We start from the raw sequence: 19,471 nt of genomic DNA, 5'->3' as shown, positions 1-19,471 counted from the left end.
TTACTTAAAAGTATTTCACACATGAAAATTACATTTTACGGGCAGAACACCCTACTTGTTAAGATTAATGATATCAATATATTAATTGATCCGTTTATATCAGGAAACCCACTATCAAAAGATAAAATAGCTATCGATGATATAAAAGTTGATTATATCCTACTTACACATGCACATGAAGATCATGTTCTTGATGCAGAAGCTATAGCTAAAAATAATAATGCAACAATCGTTTCTAATTATGAAATAGCTATGTATTATCAAAATCGAGGTATTCAGGTTCATCCTATGAACCATGGAGGAAATTGGAATTTTGAATTTGGAAAAGTGAAGTATGTTAATGCTATTCATACCAGTAGTTTTGCTGATGGGACCTATGGAGGACAACCTGGTGGATTTATAATTGAAGGAGAACACAAGACCATTTATATTGCTGGAGATACTGCTTTAACAATGGATATGAAACTAATTCCAATGTATACAAAGTTAGATTTAGCAATATTACCGATTGGTGATAATTTTACCATGGGAGTTGATGATGCTATTATAGCCAGCGATTTTGTTGAATGTGATAAAATTTTAGGAGTACATTATGATACCTTTGGATATATAGAAATTGATCATGATGAAGCAAAACGAAAGTTTTTTGAAAGAAATAAAGATCTTATGTTATTAGAAATAGGTTCAAGCATTGAATTATAATGATCGCTAAATACCATAAACATATTCTGGAGTTTAAAAGACCAAGTGGTACTTCCAGAGGAGTTTTGAAAACTAAGGAAACATGGTTTATAACTCTAATAGATGGAATGAAAAAGGGGGTAGGAGAATGTGGTATTCTAAGAACATTAAGTATAGATGATCGATCTGATTATGAAGAAAAACTTAAATGGACTTGTGAGCATATACATTTAGGTGTGGATAAATTATGGGAAGAGTTGATCGAATTTCCTAGTATTCAATTTGGGGTAGAAATAGCTTTTAAATCCCTGCATAGTGATTCTCCGTTTGTATTATTTCCTTCAAAATTTACGCTAAACCAGGATCATATTCCTATTAATGGACTCATTTGGATGGGAACCAAAGAATTTATGCGTGAGCAAATAGTGGATAAATTAAACCAGGGATTTAATTGCATAAAAATGAAGATCGGTGCTATCGACTTTGAAACTGAGTTAAACTTGTTATCCTATATAAGATCACAGTTTTCACCAGAACAAATAGAGCTAAGAGTTGATGCTAATGGTGCTTTTAAACCCCAGAATGCGTTAAAAATATTAGACCGTCTTTCGATCTATGATTTACATAGTATAGAACAACCCATACGACAAGGTCAGTACAAAGAAATGAAGAACTTATGTGAAAAAACCCGATTGCCTATTGCTTTGGATGAGGAATTAATTGGTGTTTTTGATGTAACGGAAAAGAAAAAAATGTTACAAACTATACAACCACAATATATCATTCTTAAACCAAGTTTGATAGGTGGCTTTAAAGGGACTATGGAGTGGATTTCAATAGCAGAAGACCTCAATATTGGTTGGTGGATCACTAGCGCATTAGAAAGTAATATAGGTCTGAATGCAATTGCTCAATTTACGTACACATTACAAAACAAAATGCCCCAGGGGTTAGGTACGGGAGGTTTGTACACCAATAATATTGATTCTCCCTTGGTTGTTGATCAAGGAACTTTAATCTATGATCAAAATAAAGATTGGGCTATGGATTTTTTTAATTAAATATAGAGTATAATTATATGTATATCACACAAGGAAGACAAGGAAAATTAGGAATGTGGAAATATTTGCCGATCCCGATAGTGTTTATGGGATTAATGGGGTTTAATTATTTGGCAATTAAACTAATGGGAATTGATATTGCTTCTATAATGGAAAAAGAAATCCTTGCAAAAGGAAAAAATAGATTTTTTGCAGAAAATATGGTATTTTTTGTGGTTTTATTAGGTGGTTTGTTTTTTTGGGTTAGGTATGTTCATCAACAAAGTCTTTTATCACTTACTACTAGTAGGAAAAAAGTAGATTGGGGGCGTATTTTCTTCATTTTTATTCTGATGGCCTCATTTATTATTATTTCTACACTAATTGTATATTTTGTGACTCCAGAAAACTACGAGATTAATTTTAAGCCTATTCCGTTTCTTATTCTTACGGCTATTGCTTTGATATTAGTTCCTATACAAACAAGTTTTGAAGAGTACTTTTTCAGAGGATACCTAATGCAAGGGTTGGGGTTAGCTTTTAGGAATAAATGGATGCCATTATTTTTTACATCTATACTTTTTGGTGTTATGCATATTGCTAATCCTGAAGTGGATAAAATAGGGCCTATATTGATGATTTACTATATAGGCACAGGTCTTTTTTTAGGAATTATTACCTTAATGGACGAAGGGATTGAATTAGCATTAGGTTTTCATGCGGCTAATAATTTAGTGACAGTTCTTTTAGTAACTGCAGACTGGACGGCGTTGCAGACAGACTCTATATTTCTAGATAAATCTGATCCAACTTCTGGATATGAAATCTTACTACCTATTTTAGTGATTTTTCCAATGTTCTTATTCATATTGTCAAAAAAATATAAATGGACAGGGTGGAAAGATAAACTTTTTGGATCCTTGAATACATTTAATAATGTTCAAGAAGAGGCTTCTGGGATAACAGAATAATAATATACTGTTTACACACTGTTAACCTGTGGATATACTAGAAAATTGAAATTTGAGTATGCAAACTGATAGCGAATTTTCTTTACCAGAAATACACCAGAGTTTTTCAATAAACAAGAACTCCTTGGATAAGGAAGGACTAAGGTATTTTGCCTATAATTTTGTAAAAGATGGAGAAGTATATGAACAGGATGCAGGAAACTTTTTATTAGATTGGTTAAATGAAAAAGATCATATAATTGTACAAACATCTGGATCTACCGGGAAACCAAAAAAGATTAAGGTGTTCAAGAAACATATGATTAATAGTGCAAGAGCTACTGGTAAATTTTTTAAAGCAGAAGAAGGTACAACAGCGTTATTATGTCTTCCTGCAAATTATATAGCCGGTAAAATGATGCTGATAAGAGCAATGGTACTAGGATGGAAGATAGATTTAGTCCCTCCAAAAACAATTCCTCTTGATACAGTTTATAAGCAATATGATTTTTGCGCTATGGTCCCTTTGCAATTAGATAATTCTCTAAACAGGCTTCATTTGATTAAAAAGTTAATCGTAGGAGGGGGACCTGTTTCAGAAAACCTAAAAGAACTTGTTCAAGGTATTAAGACTAAAATATTTGAAACTTATGGTATGACCGAAACGGTATCTCATATTGCCGCACGTAGGATAAATCCAAAGAAAAAAGATAAAAAAGATGCTAATTTTTTTAAAGCATTACCCAATATAACGCTGAACATAGATAATAGAAATTGCCTAGTTATTAAAGCTCCTCAGCTCAATGAAGAAACTATCATTACCAATGATGTTGTAGAACTTAAAACATATAAAAAATTTTTGTGGAAAGGACGACATGATAATGTAATTAATAGTGGAGGAGTAAAGTTATATCCAGAAGAGATAGAAACAAAATTACAGTTATTAATTGGACATCGTTTTTTTATTACCAGTGTACCAGATGATGCATTAGGTGATAAAGTAATTTTACTCATAGAACGTGATTATGATAAAATTGCATATCTCACACTTCGGGAAGGAATACAAAATTTAAATACCCTAAACAAATACGAAATCCCAAAAGAAATTCATTTCCTCCCTCAATTTATAGGAACAGAAAATGGAAAAGTACAAAGAAAGCAAACAGTAGAGTTAGCTTTAAATTCTAAATTCTAATCTGAATTTTAAGGAATATTAAAATTAATTATATCCTTTTTACTCATCAGAAAGCCTACTTCACTCATTTTTGATTGCTAGCTCATAGAAGAACATTTAGTTTTAGTTTGTAATTAAAAACTATCCACTATGAAACTATTAAATTATATGTTTTTATTCTTCTTTTCTATAGGAGTTTTAAATGCACAAGAAATAAAAGTTACAGGAAAAGTAACGGATAATCAAAATTTAGCTTTACCAGGGGTTAATATTTTGATCAAGGGCAGTCATAAAGGAGTACAAACCGATTTTGATGGAAACTATACTATTCTTGCACATATAGGGGATACATTGATGTATTCTTATCTTGGATATGAAACCGAAGAAAAGAAAGTAGACTCCCAATCTACTACTATGCATGTAACTATGCAAGTGTCTGCTGCTCAATTGGAAGAAGTAGTAGTTGTAGGCTACGCACCAGTATATAAAAGACAAATCACCGCTTCTGCTACTGTAGTGTCTAGTGAAAGTATTTCTCGTAAACCTAGAAAACGTAGACGGAAACTATCGCGAAAACAAACTATTAATAAGGGGTATACAAATCAGAATAATAGTACGATTAGAATTCGTGGAATGAATTCAATTTCAAATGTTAATCAACCATTATATGTAGTTGATGGAGTACCTGTAAATAGTAGGGATATTGCTTTAGTAAAAGCCATAAAACCAGAGAATATTATAAAAACTGAAGTACTTAAAAATAAAAAAACATCTGCGATTTACGGCAGTCGAGCATCAGGTGGAGTAGTCTTGATTACTACAAAATCGGGCAATTATAAAGTGCAGAATGATGAATCATACAAAGAGATTATAGAAAATGATTTTAAAAGAGTCAATTTATCTCCCCTGTCTACTTTTTCTATAGATGTAGATAAAGCATCTTATAGTAATATTCGAAGAATGATCAATAATGGAACTAATATTCCTGCAGATGCAGTTAAAATTGAAGAAATGATTAATTATTTTGATTATGAGTATGAACAACCTACAGGAAAACATCCTTTTGCAATTCATACAGAATATACATCGACTCCATGGAATGCAAAAACTCAATTGGTTAAGATCGGATTAAAAGGAAAAGAGATTCCGCAAAATGAGATCCCTCCTTCCAATCTTGTGTTTTTAATTGATGTGTCTGGATCTATGAGTAATAGTAACAAATTACCATTACTTAAGAAGGCATTTAAACTCTTGGTAAAGCAATTAAGAGAGAAAGATAAGGTTTCAATTGTGGTATATGCAGGAGCAGCAGGAATGGTATTAAAACCTACATCGGGTGCAAATAAGCAAGAAATCAATCAAGCTTTACAAAATCTTCAGGCAGGAGGTTCTACAGCAGGAGGAGAAGGAATTCAATTAGCGTATAAAATAGCTAAAGAAAACTTTATAAAAAACGGAAATAATAGAGTAATTCTTGCTACAGATGGGGATTTTAATGTTGGAATAAGTAGTGATAAGGAAATGAAAGATTTAATCGAAGAAAAACGAAAATCAAATGTATTTCTTACATGTCTAGGATTTGGTATGGGAAACTATAAGGATAGTAAATTAGAAACATTGGCAGATAAAGGGAATGGAAATCATGCATACATTGATACAATGCAAGAAGCACAACGAGTATTGGGTAAAGAATTTGGAGGCACGTTATATACTATTGCTAAGGATGTGAAAATACAAGTTGAGTTTAACCCGGGAAAAGTACAAGCATATCGTTTAATCGGATATGAAAATAGACTTCTGGAAGATGAAGATTTTGTAGATGATACAAAAGATGCTGGAGAATTAGGAAGTGGTCATACAGTTACAGCACTTTATGAAGTAGTTCCTGTAGGAGTAAAAAGTGAATATGTTAAGGATATTGCAAATCTAAAATATACAGATTCAAAAATGAATACAGATTATGGAGATGAGCTATTAACAGTAAAATTTAGATATAAAAAACCGAAGGAAAGAAAAAGTATCGAAATGATTCATGTTTTAAAAACCGATAACAAATCTTCTGTTTCACAAGACTTTAATTTTGCAGCCTCTGTAGCTTGGTTTGGAATGAAATTAAGAAATTCAAAATATATTGAGAATGAGGATCTTAATACTATAATTTCTTTAGCCAGAACAAACAAAGAAAAAGATGACCAGGGATATAAAGCAGAATTTGTAAGATTGATGAATAGTTATAATGGATTATAAAGGGTTAGAATAAATGATTGAATATGAATAGACACTTGCAAAACATTGCAGGTGTCTCTTTTTTGTAATACATTTAATTTTTAATACACCTTATTAATTATCTCACACTAATCTTACAATGAAAAACCTCATTTTAGTCACGATATTTCTTTTTAGCATAACTATTCAATCACAAATCCTTAAACAAAGAGAAAGAGCGGCAGCTATTGATATGGTTCTAAAGGAAAGGTTTGATAATCTCTTACCTCAATTGATGGATAGAACAGAGTTTGATATGTGGATTTTGATTTCACGAGAGTATAATGAAGACCCTGTGCTTAAAACAATGCTACCCGCAACATGGTTGAATGCCAGAAGAAGGACAATATTAGTTTTTTATAGAGATAAAGTCAAGAATACTATAGAAAAAATGGCCGTAGCTAGATATAGTGTAGGTAAAAATATTGATTCTGCATGGGATAAAGAGAAGCAACCTGATCAATGGAAAGCACTGATCGATATCATCTCAAAAAGAAATCCTCAAAAAATAGGAATTAATTACTCTAAAGACTTTGGGATATTAGATGGTATTGTAAAAACGGACTATGAAGAGTTTATGGAGGTATTACCACAAGAATATAAATCTCGAGTGGCTTCTGCTGAGAAGTTAGCCATTGCCTGGATAGAAACTCGTGTCCAACAAGAGATGGAAATATATAAAGAGTTGGTAAAGATTACTCATGATATTATTGAAGAAGCATTTAGCACTTCGGTAATACAACCAGGAACTACAACTACAGATGATGTAGTGTGGTGGTTAAGACAAAAAGTAACCGATATGGGATTAAAAACATGGTTTCATCCTACAGTAGATATTCAACGATCTGGCGAAGTACTTAAAAGTCATATCGTTTCCTTTTCTGACCGACCAAAAGATAAAGTAATTAGACCTGGTGATTTGATTCATTGTGATTTTGGAATTACGTATTTGAGGTTAAATACAGATTGTCAACAACATGCTTATATTTTAAGAAACGAAGAAACTTCCCCTCCAGAGTATTTGGTTAAAGCTTTTACAGATGGAAATAGAGTGCAGGATATTTTTACATCAAATTTTGAAACAGGGAAGACAGGAAATGAGATATTACTGAAATCCCTGGAGCAAGGAAAAACAGAAGGGCTAAAACCATCAATATATACTCATCCACTAGGGTTATATGGACATTCTGCTGGACCTACTATTGGTATGTGGGACTCTCAAGGAGGAGTTCAAGGAACGGGAGATTACCAATTGTATGAAAATACGGTATATGCTATCGAACTGAATACCACAGTCAATCTACCAGAATGGAAGAAAGATATTCGTATTATGCTTGAAGAAGCAGGCTTTTGGGGAGAATCAGGTTTTAGGTATGTTAATGAAAGACAGACAGAGTTGATCACAATTCCTAAACGAAAGTAAAAAATAAATAATACCTCTTGTCTTGTAAAAACGAACTCCAATTATTAGAAATCTAATAATTGGAGTTTTTAATTAAATTATAGGATAATGATTTATCCTAATTTTTTACCGCTTTAGAAAGCACATAAATCAGGTATATAAAAACCATTTACCGTTACACCACATCCTCCGCAAGGGCAGTCATTATCATTCCAACATGGTCGGAATTCTGGACATACGGCTTCCAAAAAACCAGCATTAATTGATTTTTGGTCTTCTTTTTTAAGAATTGTGACCTTTTCTAAATTTAAAATGTTCTTAATCATTGCGTAAAATTTTAGATGTTAATTTAAATTAGTTTTATCCCTTACTAATTTTGAAATTCCTTAAAATCTTGCAGATAAAAAAATATAAATTAATATTCTATGTTTTATCCAATTACAATGATGAGTATTATTATGTATTGAAAATAGTAATAAACAAAATAGGTTGTTATAGTTTATACATGATATTTATAAATTCGGACTTATTTATATAAATTGTTTGATCAGCATTAGTATGCCAATACCTCCAAAAATAATTCCCCAATATTGCATCTTAATCCAAAAGAGGCTGTGATTTGGTTTTATAATAATTTCTTGCCCTGTTTGCTTGTCTATTACAATTCTCCCATCAGATTCATTCCATTTTTTGCCCATGAACCAACTAAAAACTCCAGCTATGAAGAGTCCAATAATATAGGCGTAATCACTTTGTTCTTTTGGCAAAATAGATGTAAATACGACAAGGATCACGGCCAATACTAATACCGAAAGGAATCCTCTTCCTGACCATACTATCATTTCTTAAATATTTTTAATGGTACCTACTCCTTTTTTTAAGTCCTTTTTCGGTAAGTTCAGACTTTGGTATATTTAATTATGAAAGTAAAATAATCATAATCAATATCCAGTAGTTTATCGTTATTGCTTTCTTAATTCTACTCTTCTGTTTTGTGCTTTTCCATCTTCCGTAGTATTATCTGAGACAGGTTTAGTTTCACCAAACCCCTCGCTACTTAACCTGGATTCTTCAATTCCTTCATCTGTTAATGCCATTAAAACTGCTCGAGCTCGATTTTTTGATAGTTTTAGATTTGAACTATCATCACCCACATCATCAGTATGTCCTTCGATACTAATTTTTAGGTCAGGTGAGTTTTTGAGCATTTTAACAATTTCGTCTATGATAGAGTAGGAGTCTGTTTTTATTCTTGATTTTCCAGTATCAAAATTAATATGAAGGGCTACAAATCCGTTTTTTTCAATCTCTTCTTTAATTTCATTAGCAGTAATTTTTTCAATGGTTTGTTCAAAATCTTTAACTTCAACAATACCTATTTCGCCTGTAGCAGTGTTTGAATATACCTGGAAACCTATTTTTTGAGATTGCGTTCTCAAAACATACATTCTGACTTTATCGTTTACCACATCGCCAATGTAAAAATCATGCATATGGGCATATCTTTCGTTTGGGGTATCCCCAAAATTGACCATGAGTTCTTCAGGAATTTTTTGATCAGAAATTAACTTCGCTCCAATTGATGTAAGATATTCTGAAACACTTTTATCAAATAAATACTGATTCCAGTCTTGATCAGAATTATCCTTGAGACTCATCTTAATACTCATTTTTTCAACACGTCCTTCAAAAGCAAAGAAAGAAGTGCCATCAAACATCTCTAATTTGTGGAAATCATAAGATTTTGTAGCGCTACTACTTTCACTCACCTCCATTCCCTTTGGAGGTGTTATATATGGATAATCACCAATATCTTGATTGGTAATAGGGATGTCATTCCAGTTAAATTCTTTGACAGGTTGTTTTTCTGTTTCTGTATTTTTAATTACTTCTACAGTTTCAGTTGTTTTACTATCAGGAATAGAAGTTTCTTCTTCTGTCTGTATTCGTTCTTCTTCTTCTTCTGTTTCTCCAGTGTTATTTTTACAATTCGTTAATAGTAATGATAAGCAGATTACCCAAATTACTTTTGTCATTTCGTTATATTTTTATGATTTAGATTACTGGACTTTTGTTAATTGGTGATATCCAGTCAACTTTCCTTTTTTATTGTAAGATTCAGATTTTATGACCACAACATTATCATGATACCATTCTACACCACTACCTTTTACTTTTATGATTCCGAATTTACTTTCAAAATCAAACGTTACTTTTTGGCAATCAAAAGTTCCTGCTGGAGTAGTAATACTCTCCTCTCCAACGATTTTTCTATTTTTGATATCAAAAGTCATAGTAATAAGTGTAAATCCTTCACTGTTTAGTTTTATTGTGATGTGGCCATCATCCATTTGATCTCCAACTTTACTGTTTACAGGAAATTCTAGAACATCTCCATCTATTTTCAGTTTAAGTCCTTTTTGTTGTTGTTCTGATAACTTATCGTAGTTAAAGAAACGCATCATGTCTACACTAAACAGTCCTCCTTCACATCTTGTTTTAAAGCTGGTAGTAAAAGTTTCTTTGTTTTTTTGATCTTTTCTGGTAGCTTGAATTATGGCCGTGTAGAGATTATTTTCTTGCGTAACTGATGTTGTTTCATGTACCGTTGAGTTAAGCTCTTTTCCTTTTTTATTGTAATCAGTATAAGTAAGGATAGCACCTTTTTTCATAAATAATACTTCATCACAGTTCTGAGCATATGAACGTATACAAAAAAGAGTAACAAGTATGGTTATAAGTATTCCAATTTTAATTTTCATTTGTATTACATTTTAGAAGTGATGAATGTACCTTGGTTCTCCTGTGCTAACGTTCTCATAAAGTTGTGATCAGCATCTTCGCCAAAAGCAATAGTATGTATGATAACTCCCTTGGTATTTACTTTTCGTATTTCCTCTAGTACTGCTTGAGGACCTCCATTAGGAAGACCATCACTCATTAATACAATTTCTTCAACTCCTTCTGTAGATAAGGCTTCTAATAGACCATTTAATGTATTTGTACCTCCTCCAGCTTTTAGATTTTCAACAAAAATATTTGAAGAGGTTCTAGATGTATTAGTAGCGATTCTAAGTTCTATAGATTGTTTGGTTACATTATTGTTATAAGCAAAAACAACAAATTTTTTACCATCAGGTAATCCTTTTATTGCAGGTATTAGTTTTCGTTTTACAGCACCTAATTTGGTTGCTTGTTTGGTTACCTGCTTACCAAGAATGTTACCTATCTTCCCCCCAATAGTTTTACTTACTACATTTCCAGCTTTATTGCCAGCTTCACGCATTACCTGATCTTTTACAGATCCTTCATCAATACCTTCCATACTTCCGGATATATCAATGAGATATAGTGTATTTCGATTTGATGTTTCAATGCCGAAAAACTGATCAGATTTTTTCATGACATAACATGACTGAAACATGGCTAGTAGTAATAAAAGTGATAAAATTGATTTTATCTTTTTCATTTTTTATTCCAATTAAATATTTGTGTGATGTGCTATTCTTTTTTTTTATTGCCCTAGTTGATTTAATTTAAGTTCTTTAATGGCGTTCTTTAATTGATCCATAGAGACTCTTTCTCCGTCTAGAGTAACAATGAATCTATTGGAGATTAGAAGTTCTATTTTAGAATCCTCACTACCATCGTAGCTATCTTTTTCTACTTCTTCTATAGCTTTATATCCGTTTATAGTTATGGATTTTCTATATCCAGAATCACTCTGTTCTTCGAAATCCCTGGAAAAACCTAATCGGGCAAGTGTTACCATTGCACTACCTGTTTCTCCCGCGCCATCAATTATAGAATAAGAAATAAGATCTCCATTTTCGTTTTCATATTCGGCTTCTGCCATATTCATATCGGGCATAAATTGATTTCCGATAGAGAATTTTTTTCTTGGATACCCCAATAAACTTTCTGGTAATAAAGCTTTTAGTTTTTCTTTGGAGATAGGTGTGGCATTTTTTAGTTGTTCGCTTTCTTCTTCAATTTTTTCTGCTTCATTGGCCATTTGATTAAGATCCGAAACACTTTCAATTACGTCAAATAGCCCGGGTTCTTTTTCTCCACTTTTATCTTTTCCGCAGGAAAATAATAACGCAATACATACTATTGTGATTGCAGTTTTTTTCATTGTTTTTTCTGTTTTAAAATAGTTTTATGAACTAATTTAAATCTATTAAAAACAAGATTTTTTATAAATGTGAATTTGCAGAGGAGTATTTAGAAATCAAGGGAGTTTAAAGAGAATCTTAAAACAATTGGTTAATATATTCTATTAGATTCTTTTTTCTGCTTTGTGCTACTGGTATGCAATGTTCTTGTTTAAGGATTACTTCTTCATTGCGTTTATCAAACTTAGATATATAGCTAAGATTAATTAGAAAGCTCTGATGTACACGAAAAAAATTATAACTACCTAGCTTTTCATCAAAAGATTTAAGAGGTTTTGAGACCAAAATTTCTTTGTTATTTACAAGAAGGAATGTAGTGTAGTTATTATCTGATTTTGCATATAAAATGTCTTTAATATCAACAATGTGAATAGCATCGGCATTTTTTAGTACAAGTTTTTTTGACTGATCTTTATGAGAAAGATTATGAAGAAGTGTGTTTAATTGTGATTGATAGTTTGTTTTGTGGATATCCTGAATTACTTTATCCAAAGCCAAAGTTAATTCTTTCTCTTCATAAGGTTTTAAAAGATAATCTAATGCGCTGAACCTAAAAGCATCGATGGCATATTTGGCAAATGAAGTAGTGAAAATAATTTTGAATTCGATAGTGTTAAAAAGAGCAAGAAATTCGAATGCATTTCCATCGGTTAAAAAAACATCGAGAATGATAAAGTCAGGTTTTAACTCTTTTATTTGGTTTGAAGCTTTTATTATAGAGTCACAACTCCCAATAATGTTAATGGTACCATATTTTTCTACAATAGCAGATGCATAGGTAAGTGCTTGTGGATCATCTTCAACAATAAAGCAAGATATATTACTCATAGGATAAAGGTAGTATACTTTTTGATTATGCCGCAGTAAAACTTAGAATAACCTTTGTTCCCTCGTTAGAAGAATCAATAGAAATATGTCCATCAAAATGTTTTGAAGTTTTATTGAGGTTTTTTAACTGTTCTCTAATAATCCCCATGCTCATGGATTTGTGTAATCGTTTGGCATTTTCTTTTTTAGTTTCAAAACCTTTACCATTGTCTACAATAGATACATATAATGTATTATTGTTTTTATAGTATTTTACTACGATGTTTCCTGTGTCACTATCTTTTAGCCCATGTAATATTGCATTTTCTACAAAAGGTTGGGTAATGAGAGTAGGTAACATGTCAAAATCTTCTTCTACAGTACTATCAACATCAATAGTATAGTCAAATTTACTATTATAATTAAGCTGTTGTAGATTAAGATAAGATTCTAAAGCGGTTTTATCATCTTCAACGCTAGTAAAGTTATCATCTGATTTTTCTAAAATTAGTCGAATTAATTTTGAATAGCTAGCTAAATACGAACCAGATTTTTCTTTATCATTTTGATAGATAAAATTTTGAATACTTTGCAAAGCATTAAATAAGAAATGTGGATTCAACTGTGTTTTTCTTAATTTTTGTTGCAATAACACAGTATCCAGTTGTTGTCTGGTTTTGTAACTTTTAAACCCAAAATACCCTAAAATTAATACCAGTACACCAAAAATAATCAATACGATAAGTATATAATTTTGTTGTTTTATGGTAAGTGCTTGTAATTCATTTTTTGTATCTAAAATATCAATTTGTTGTTGTTTCTTTTCAGATTCAAATCTTTCTGTTAGTTCAGCTACTTTTTCCTTTTGCTCGGCATTAGTAATAGAATCTTTGATTTGATCTTTAAGGTCGGCGTATAGAATTGCAGTTTTGTAATCTTTTAAACCAGAATAGGATTCTTTTAGATTATTGTAGATATATGACTTTAATACACCTTGCGTACCGGGCACTGCGCTATCCAGATATTGTATCGCTTTTCTATATTCTCCTTTTTTGAGATAAGAATGTCCTACATTATTATAGGAAACATTTAAAGTACTCGTCTGATTAAGTTCTTTTTTTAATATAATTGCTTTTTTTCCGTAATCAAGAGCTTTGTTATAATCAGCTCCTTCTTCTGTATAATAAGGAGCAAGGTTATTATATATTACAGATAAGATATTTTTTGCTTTATACTTTTTTGCTAAAGCTTCGGCTTCAAAGATATTATCTGTAAATTTTTTAAAGAGTTTTTGTTCCTTATAAATGTTACAAAGATTCACGAGGATCTGTAATCTCAAAATTTCATTAAATTCACTTAATGGTAAAGCTCTCTCCAAATACGTTTGCGCATTTTTGAAGTTTTTAAGTGCTGCATTAATAGAGCCTATATTCGTATACGTATTTACAAGTTGTTTAGAATTATTAGTTTGTTCTAAGATCTTTGCTGCTTTTAGGTAAATATCTAACGCTCTTTTAAAGTCTTGTTTGTAATATTGAATAGTGCCTAGATTATGTAATGTTTGCCCCTCAATATGTTTTGGTAATTCATTCTTAAGATTGTTTTGAAGTAATGAATCTGCTTCAGAAAACCCTTTTTTAAAAATAAGAACACTACTTTTTTGTAAACGAGATTTGGCTAATAACGTATCATTAGCAATTAGTTTGGATAATTTTAGAGCTTTTTCAACATAAAAAAGAGAGCTATCTAAATCTTTTTGTAATAAAGCTTTAGATTTTAATAAGTGTTGTTCTATTTTTTGAGTTTTTTCTACTTCAGATTGTGCATGTATCCCGTGTAAACTGAGTACTAGTGCATAAATAATAACAATAAAAGATACTTTCATTTTTATACCTGGATAATCCCTAAATTAAACTTCTTTTCGATAGGGGCATGGTCTGCAGCTTCAATACCCATAGAAATCCATTTTCTAGTATCCAAGGGATCAATTACACCATCTGTCCATATTCTTGCTGCGGCATAATATGGAGAGGTTTGAGCATCATATCTGCCTTTAATCTTATTAAAAAGAGCTTTTTCATCCTCTTCAGATAATTCTTCACCTTTCTTTTTTAAAGAAGCCGTTTCAATTTGTAATAATACTTTTGCAGCTTGGGCACCTCCCATTACAGCGAGTTCTGCACTTGGCCATGCGGCAATTAACCTGGGATCGTATGCTTTACCACACATGGCATAATTCCCTGCTCCGTAAGAATTACCTACTACAATAGTAAATTTTGGAACAACACTATTACTTACAGCATTTACCATTTTTGCACCATCCTTGATAATACCTCCATGTTCACTTTTACTCCCAACCATAAATCCAGTTACATCTTGCAGAAATACTAATGGTATTTTCTTTTGATTACAATTAGCAATAAATCGAGTGGCTTTATCTGCAGAATCTGAATAAATAACCCCTCCAAATTGCATTTCTCCCTTTTTGGTTTTTACAATTTTACGTTGATTGGCAACAATACCAACAGCCCAACCGTCAATACGTGCATATCCAGTTATAATAGTTTGTCCATATCCAGCTTTGTATTCTTCAAATTCAGAATCATCAACCAATCGACTAATGATTTGCATCATGTCGTATTGCTCATTTCTGGCTTTTGGTAATATGCCATAAATTTCTTCTGGGTTATCTTTAGGTTTAGCAGGTTTAACACGATTAAACCCAGCTTTTTCAAAGTCTCCGATTTTTGAGATTATATTTTTAATTGTATCCAAAGCATCTTTGTCATCTTTGGCTTTATAATCTGTGACTCCTGAGATTTCACAATGTGTAGTCGCTCCGCCTAGAGTTTCATTGTCAATAGTTTCACCTATTGCAGCTTTTACCAAATAGCTTCCTGCTAAAAAAATACTTCCGGTTTTATCAACTATCAATGCTTCATCGCTCATAATAGGAAGGTAGGCACCACCAGCAACGCAACTTCCCATAACCGCAGATATTTGGACAATACCCATACTACTCATTACGGCATTGTTACGAAAGATTCTACCAAAATGTTCTTTATCAGGGAATATCTCATCCTGCATAGGGAGATATACTCCGGCACTATCAACAAGATAAATAATGGGTAGTTTGTTTTCTATAGATAATTCCTGAGCTCTTAAATTCTTCTTTCCAGTAATAGGAAACCATGCACCGGCCTTAACCGTTGCGTCATTTGCTACGACAATACATTGTTTACCACTAATATATCCAATTTTGACAACAACACCGCCACTGGGGCATCCACCGTGTTCTTGATACATTTCTTCACCAGCAAAAGCAGCAATTTCAATACATTCAGAATCTTTGTCTAATAAATAATCAATTCTTTCTCTGGCGGTCATTTTACCTTGAGAATGAAGTTTTTCAATTCGTTTTTCACCCCCTCCTAATTTTACTTTGGCTAGTCGCTGCCTTAGGTCTGATGCTAAAAGTTTATTATGATCTTCGTTCTTATTGAAGTTTATATCCATTTGTGTGTATTGTTTGCACGAAAATACAAAAAAGGTACAGTTTATAAAGAATACATATTGAATTTAAGAATAGTTATAGTAATGTTTCTAAAGTGTTATTTTTTCATTAATTAAAGTGTTGATTATTAATTGTTTGATAACGTTTTTTTGGTAAGTGATTAACAGTGTTGTGATGCATTTACGATTATTTTGAAATTAAAATAACACAAATCAATAACCTAAAAATTCAACTATGAGACTTTTGAATGTCAATTTTTTCCCTTTTCTTTTTGTAATTACTTTACTAATTGCAGGTTGTGATACCAATGATGATTCTGTTTATGAACCCATTGAATCTGTCCCCTTAGCCATTAACGGTGAGTTTGATGTGACAACTAATTTTTATGATAATGAAGGTCCACATGAGCATAATTTTTCTGCAAAACGGTCATCAGGCTTTACAGAAGGATATGAGTCTGGTTCAAAACCAAGATATGCGAGTGGAAGTGTTAACTTATCTTCTGGAAACTGGTCATTTAACGATGCTTTGATAGGTACACTATCAAGAGATAGAAAGTTTGGAAGAAAATCTATTAGAATGAGAAATACAGGATATGCTGTAATGTCCTTTAATATGGATAATGGGGTAAGAACTGTTCGTGTTCGCCATGCCAAATACGGTAATGATGGAAATTCTTCCTGGAGATTAATAGCTTCTTATGATAATGGATCCTCGTGGTCTTTTGTAGGAGAAACTGTAAATACAACCTCTACAACATTAAACACCGTTTCTTTTGAAGTGAATGAAACCCGTAGTGTACGATATGGTATTTCCAAAGCTTCAGGAGGACGTAACAGAATTAATATCGATAATCTAGAAATTGTTACTGGTACTACCGGAGGTGGTGGTGATGGCGGCGGAGGCAACCAAGGTGGCGGAAGAAATAGTAATATTGCTTTTGGAAACCCTTCTAATGCAAATTCTAATGCAAATAATTATTTCTTGTCTAAACCAGAATTTGCTTTATCCTACAATAATAATAATGGTACACCAAATTGGGTGAGTTGGCATCTAAATGCTGATTGGTTAGGAAGCAGAGGACGTTGTAACTGCTTTCAGCAAGATACATCTTTGCCAAGTACCTTTAATAGAATAACAGAAAATGAATATAGAGGTTCTGGATTTCATAGAGGACATATCTGCCCATCTGCAGACAGAACCGTTACGGCTCAAGAAAATGAGAATACTTTTTTTATGACCAATATGGCACCACAAGCACCTAGAAATAACACAAGACCATGGGTAGGACTTGAGAGATATTTAAGAACATTGGTAGATGCAGGTAACGAAGTTCATATCGTATCAGGTGTCACAGGTACTGGTGGTACCGGAAGTAATGGTTTTAGATCAACTTTAAGTAATGGAAGGGTTAATGTACCCGATTCTTTTTGGAAAGTTGCATTGGTATTACCAAATGGCTCTAACGATATCAATAGAGTGACTACCTCAACTAGAATGATTGCTATCAATGTTCCTAATGATCAAAATGTTAGTAGTGACTGGAGACAATATATAACAACAGTTGATGATATTGAAAACCTTACAGGGTATGACTTTTTTGAAAATATACCTAATTCTATTGAATCAGTAGTAGAATCAAGATTAGATAATAGGTCTTTTAATTAAAAACATACCTTATATATTTTAAAACGGATGTTCTTATAATAGGGCATCCGTTTTTGTGTATTCTAAAATTGAAATTTAAGATAGAGATGGATCAAATCGAAAAAGTAACGTTAAAAAAAGCAAAAATAATTTGGTAGGTTTTTAATATTTATACATTTACTCCAGTTCTATTGCCATTTTAGTTTTATTGGAAATAGATGAATCAATTAAAGTAAGAATAAGAATAACAATAATGATTAGAAAATTATTTTTTTCCTTTGTCGGGATAGTGTCTTTTGTGTCCACCTCTAATGCTCAATTTGAAATATGTAATACCTCTGAAACTATACCAGAATTAAAATTATCTCTGTGTGCATTAGTAAAAACTCCGTTATTTCATGAACCTGGAAAAGAAGAAACCATTGATTTATTTATAAGGAAGTTCCCCGCAAAAGAAAAAAGAGAAGGTTCAATTTGGTTAATTGCTGGTGGGCCAGGTGAATCAGGAGCAAGCTTTTATCCTTTAATAACAAAATTTAAAGAAATATTTCCTCATTTAGATATAATTGTTCCTGATCATAGAGGTACAGGTGCCTCTAGTAAGATATGCCCAGAACAAGAGAGTTTGGAATCTGCAAATGGTATTGCATTGGCAAATGATGAATGGGGTCCATGCTTTGGACAAATGTTTGGTAATATACCGTATACCCAGGCATTTTCGATTACCAATGCAGCAAAGGATTTAGGGATACTAATAAATAACTTGAGTGGAGAAGGAAAAAGGTACATATACGGTGTTTCTTATGGTACACAATTAGTCCTTAGATTAATGCAGCAAAATATGGTAAAAGTAGATGGAGTTTTATTAGATTCTCTAGTGCCTTTACAAGATGATGGTGATTTTGATTTGAGTAAACGATCTCAGGTTACAGATAAAGTAGGGCGTATGGTTTTAAAGAATTTTGATACAATTAATCCCAAAGGAGTTAATTTAGCTTCAAGGTTAGAAAAATTGATCGAACGTTCACAGAGCGATAAGAAATTTGCAGAACAGATACCAGGTCAAAATTTATCTTCAATCTTGGGGATGATGCTTGATATTCCTGATGCTAGAAATAAGTTACCTTCGATAATAGAAGGTTTAGAAAAAAATGATTTTAAAGTATTAAATGATGCTGTGCAAGATATTACTAAATTTTATAAAGATTATGGTTCTAAATATGATACATCTCCAAGTTCAATTCCGTTGGTGCAAATAATAACAGCCTCAGAAAATAATCTAAGACCAGGAATGAAAAAAGTTGATGTTGTAGAAGAAGCTAAAGGGTTATTGTTTACAAGTCCTTTACCTAATCTTATTGCAGAAAATACGATGCCAACCTATCAACGTGATCAGTATTTTGCCACTATACCTCAAAAAATGCCTCCAACGTTAATATTTCAAGGCACTTTAGATCCTAAAACAGATTATGATGGTGCAGTTCGACATGTTAAGAAATTATCTAAAGTAGGAGAAGTGACATTGGTGAGTGTAACAGATGCTCCTCATTTTGTAGCTCTTTTTGCGCAAAATAGTTTTGCCAAAATAGCTGCAGAGTTTATTGAAGGAAAATCAATTACTCAAACTATAGTAAATGATGAATACGTAGCTTTAAAAAAATAAGTAATCTTAACAAAGAAATTTAATTTGATTTTTCTTTTGATTGTATTTAATTTTTCGATCTTATTGTAATTATCAAAACGACTTAAATGTTGTTATTGAGTGTTTTACATGCTTTACGTTATAATAAGTGGATAAAAAATCACTTTTTTT

At 32.0% G+C, this 19,471-nt stretch carries 17 protein-coding genes; 8 read left to right on the top strand and 9 right to left on the bottom strand.

Features of this window, described 5'->3' with window-relative positions:
* Positions 1 to 21: 21 nt before the first annotated feature.
* From PQF96_RS20245 to PQF96_RS20220, 6 genes are all read left to right on the top strand, one after another.
* Entirely contained in the window at positions 22 to 702 is a 681-nt protein-coding gene (locus tag PQF96_RS20245; protein WP_143917367.1) for a metal-dependent hydrolase, read from the top strand.
* Positions 702 to 1,742, top strand: coding sequence for an o-succinylbenzoate synthase (locus PQF96_RS20240; RefSeq protein ID WP_271768005.1), 1,041 nt, complete (start codon positions 702 to 704; stop codon positions 1,740 to 1,742). Before PQF96_RS20245 ends, PQF96_RS20240 begins: the two co-directional genes overlap by 1 nt.
* Before the next feature lie 17 nt (positions 1,743 to 1,759).
* Positions 1,760 to 2,692 (top strand): CPBP family intramembrane glutamic endopeptidase, encoded by a 933-nt coding sequence (locus PQF96_RS20235; RefSeq protein WP_271768004.1) that lies wholly within the window; start codon positions 1,760 to 1,762, stop codon positions 2,690 to 2,692.
* A 58-nt stretch (positions 2,693 to 2,750) separates the two neighbouring features.
* A complete protein-coding gene (locus PQF96_RS20230; protein WP_109434911.1) occupies positions 2,751 to 3,866 on the top strand; it encodes an AMP-binding protein in 1,116 nt (371 codons plus the stop codon).
* Between the two features lie 129 nt (positions 3,867 to 3,995).
* The gene (locus PQF96_RS20225; RefSeq protein WP_271768003.1) at positions 3,996 to 6,092 is read left to right on the top strand and encodes a YfbK domain-containing protein; all 2,097 of its coding nucleotides are present in this window, start codon (positions 3,996 to 3,998) and stop codon (positions 6,090 to 6,092) included.
* A 118-nt stretch (positions 6,093 to 6,210) separates the two neighbouring features.
* Positions 6,211 to 7,533, top strand: coding sequence for a M24 family metallopeptidase (locus tag PQF96_RS20220; protein WP_271768002.1), 1,323 nt, complete (start codon positions 6,211 to 6,213; stop codon positions 7,531 to 7,533).
* Between the two features lie 113 nt (positions 7,534 to 7,646).
* On the opposite strand, the gene PQF96_RS20215 is transcribed toward PQF96_RS20220, so the two are convergent.
* The 9 genes from PQF96_RS20215 to PQF96_RS20175 form a co-directional block, all read right to left on the bottom strand.
* Positions 7,647 to 7,838: a hypothetical protein gene (locus tag PQF96_RS20215; RefSeq protein ID WP_271768001.1), complete on the bottom strand. Its 192-nt coding sequence runs from the start codon at positions 7,836 to 7,838 to the stop codon at positions 7,647 to 7,649.
* 204 nt (positions 7,839 to 8,042) lie between these two features.
* The gene (locus PQF96_RS20210) at positions 8,043 to 8,354 is read right to left on the bottom strand and encodes a ribonuclease H family protein (RefSeq protein WP_271768000.1); all 312 of its coding nucleotides are present in this window, start codon (positions 8,352 to 8,354) and stop codon (positions 8,043 to 8,045) included.
* 120 nt (positions 8,355 to 8,474) lie between these two features.
* Entirely contained in the window at positions 8,475 to 9,548 is a 1,074-nt protein-coding gene (locus tag PQF96_RS20205) for an OmpA family protein (protein ID WP_271767999.1), read from the bottom strand.
* Positions 9,549 to 9,572: 24 nt separating this feature from the next.
* Positions 9,573 to 10,274 carry a TapB family protein gene (locus PQF96_RS20200; RefSeq protein ID WP_143917375.1) on the bottom strand — a complete coding sequence of 234 codons (702 nt, stop codon included), beginning with the start codon at positions 10,272 to 10,274 and terminating at the stop codon, positions 9,573 to 9,575.
* A 5-nt stretch (positions 10,275 to 10,279) separates the two neighbouring features.
* Positions 10,280 to 10,981 (bottom strand): VWA domain-containing protein, encoded by a 702-nt coding sequence (locus PQF96_RS20195; protein WP_109434918.1) that lies wholly within the window; start codon positions 10,979 to 10,981, stop codon positions 10,280 to 10,282.
* Between the two features lie 45 nt (positions 10,982 to 11,026).
* The gene (locus PQF96_RS20190; protein WP_271767998.1) at positions 11,027 to 11,650 is read right to left on the bottom strand and encodes a hypothetical protein; all 624 of its coding nucleotides are present in this window, start codon (positions 11,648 to 11,650) and stop codon (positions 11,027 to 11,029) included.
* A 118-nt stretch (positions 11,651 to 11,768) separates the two neighbouring features.
* Positions 11,769 to 12,518 carry a LytR/AlgR family response regulator transcription factor gene (locus PQF96_RS20185; RefSeq protein ID WP_109434920.1) on the bottom strand — a complete coding sequence of 250 codons (750 nt, stop codon included), beginning with the start codon at positions 12,516 to 12,518 and terminating at the stop codon, positions 11,769 to 11,771.
* 25 nt (positions 12,519 to 12,543) lie between these two features.
* Positions 12,544 to 14,382 carry a tetratricopeptide repeat protein gene (locus tag PQF96_RS20180; protein WP_271767997.1) on the bottom strand — a complete coding sequence of 613 codons (1,839 nt, stop codon included), beginning with the start codon at positions 14,380 to 14,382 and terminating at the stop codon, positions 12,544 to 12,546.
* A 2-nt stretch (positions 14,383 to 14,384) separates the two neighbouring features.
* A complete protein-coding gene (locus PQF96_RS20175) occupies positions 14,385 to 16,013 on the bottom strand; it encodes an acyl-CoA carboxylase subunit beta (protein WP_143917379.1) in 1,629 nt (542 codons plus the stop codon).
* A 232-nt stretch (positions 16,014 to 16,245) separates the two neighbouring features.
* Between PQF96_RS20175 and PQF96_RS20170 the strand changes: the two genes are divergently transcribed.
* Entirely contained in the window at positions 16,246 to 17,679 is a 1,434-nt protein-coding gene (locus PQF96_RS20170; protein WP_271767996.1) for a DNA/RNA non-specific endonuclease, read from the top strand.
* A 232-nt stretch (positions 17,680 to 17,911) separates the two neighbouring features.
* Positions 17,912 to 19,321 (top strand): alpha/beta fold hydrolase, encoded by a 1,410-nt coding sequence (locus tag PQF96_RS20165; RefSeq protein ID WP_271767995.1) that lies wholly within the window; start codon positions 17,912 to 17,914, stop codon positions 19,319 to 19,321.
* Positions 19,322 to 19,471 lie beyond the last annotated feature (150 nt).

Origin of the sequence: Aquimarina algiphila (genome assembly GCF_947494415.1) — a bacterium.
GTDB classification, from domain to species: domain Bacteria; phylum Bacteroidota; class Bacteroidia; order Flavobacteriales; family Flavobacteriaceae; genus Aquimarina; species Aquimarina algiphila.
The sequence above is the reverse complement of the archived record's forward strand: the minus strand, read 5'-3'. Positions and strand labels throughout refer to the sequence as shown.

Excerpts from the sequence above, each read along its gene's own strand:
- PQF96_RS20245 (WP_143917367.1), top strand. The coding sequence starts at position 22 with ATGAAAATTACATTTTACGGGCAGAACACCCTACTTGTTAAGATTAAT.
- PQF96_RS20240 (WP_271768005.1), top strand. The coding sequence starts at position 702 with ATGATCGCTAAATACCATAAACATATTCTGGAGTTTAAAAGACCAAGT.
- PQF96_RS20235 (WP_271768004.1), top strand. The coding sequence starts at position 1,760 with ATGTATATCACACAAGGAAGACAAGGAAAATTAGGAATGTGGAAATAT.
- PQF96_RS20230 (WP_109434911.1), top strand. The coding sequence starts at position 2,751 with ATGCAAACTGATAGCGAATTTTCTTTACCAGAAATACACCAGAGTTTT.
- PQF96_RS20225 (WP_271768003.1), top strand. The coding sequence starts at position 3,996 with ATGAAACTATTAAATTATATGTTTTTATTCTTCTTTTCTATAGGAGTT.
- PQF96_RS20220 (WP_271768002.1), top strand. The coding sequence starts at position 6,211 with ATGAAAAACCTCATTTTAGTCACGATATTTCTTTTTAGCATAACTATT.
- PQF96_RS20215 (WP_271768001.1), bottom strand. The coding sequence starts at position 7,838 with ATGATTAAGAACATTTTAAATTTAGAAAAGGTCACAATTCTTAAAAAA.
- PQF96_RS20210 (WP_271768000.1), bottom strand. The coding sequence starts at position 8,354 with ATGATAGTATGGTCAGGAAGAGGATTCCTTTCGGTATTAGTATTGGCC.
- PQF96_RS20205 (WP_271767999.1), bottom strand. The coding sequence starts at position 9,548 with ATGACAAAAGTAATTTGGGTAATCTGCTTATCATTACTATTAACGAAT.
- PQF96_RS20200 (WP_143917375.1), bottom strand. The coding sequence starts at position 10,274 with ATGAAAATTAAAATTGGAATACTTATAACCATACTTGTTACTCTTTTT.
- PQF96_RS20195 (WP_109434918.1), bottom strand. The coding sequence starts at position 10,981 with ATGAAAAAGATAAAATCAATTTTATCACTTTTATTACTACTAGCCATG.
- PQF96_RS20190 (WP_271767998.1), bottom strand. The coding sequence starts at position 11,650 with ATGAAAAAAACTGCAATCACAATAGTATGTATTGCGTTATTATTTTCC.
- PQF96_RS20185 (WP_109434920.1), bottom strand. The coding sequence starts at position 12,518 with ATGAGTAATATATCTTGCTTTATTGTTGAAGATGATCCACAAGCACTT.
- PQF96_RS20180 (WP_271767997.1), bottom strand. The coding sequence starts at position 14,382 with ATGAAAGTATCTTTTATTGTTATTATTTATGCACTAGTACTCAGTTTA.
- PQF96_RS20175 (WP_143917379.1), bottom strand. The coding sequence starts at position 16,013 with ATGGATATAAACTTCAATAAGAACGAAGATCATAATAAACTTTTAGCA.
- PQF96_RS20170 (WP_271767996.1), top strand. The coding sequence starts at position 16,246 with ATGAGACTTTTGAATGTCAATTTTTTCCCTTTTCTTTTTGTAATTACT.
- PQF96_RS20165 (WP_271767995.1), top strand. The coding sequence starts at position 17,912 with ATGATTAGAAAATTATTTTTTTCCTTTGTCGGGATAGTGTCTTTTGTG.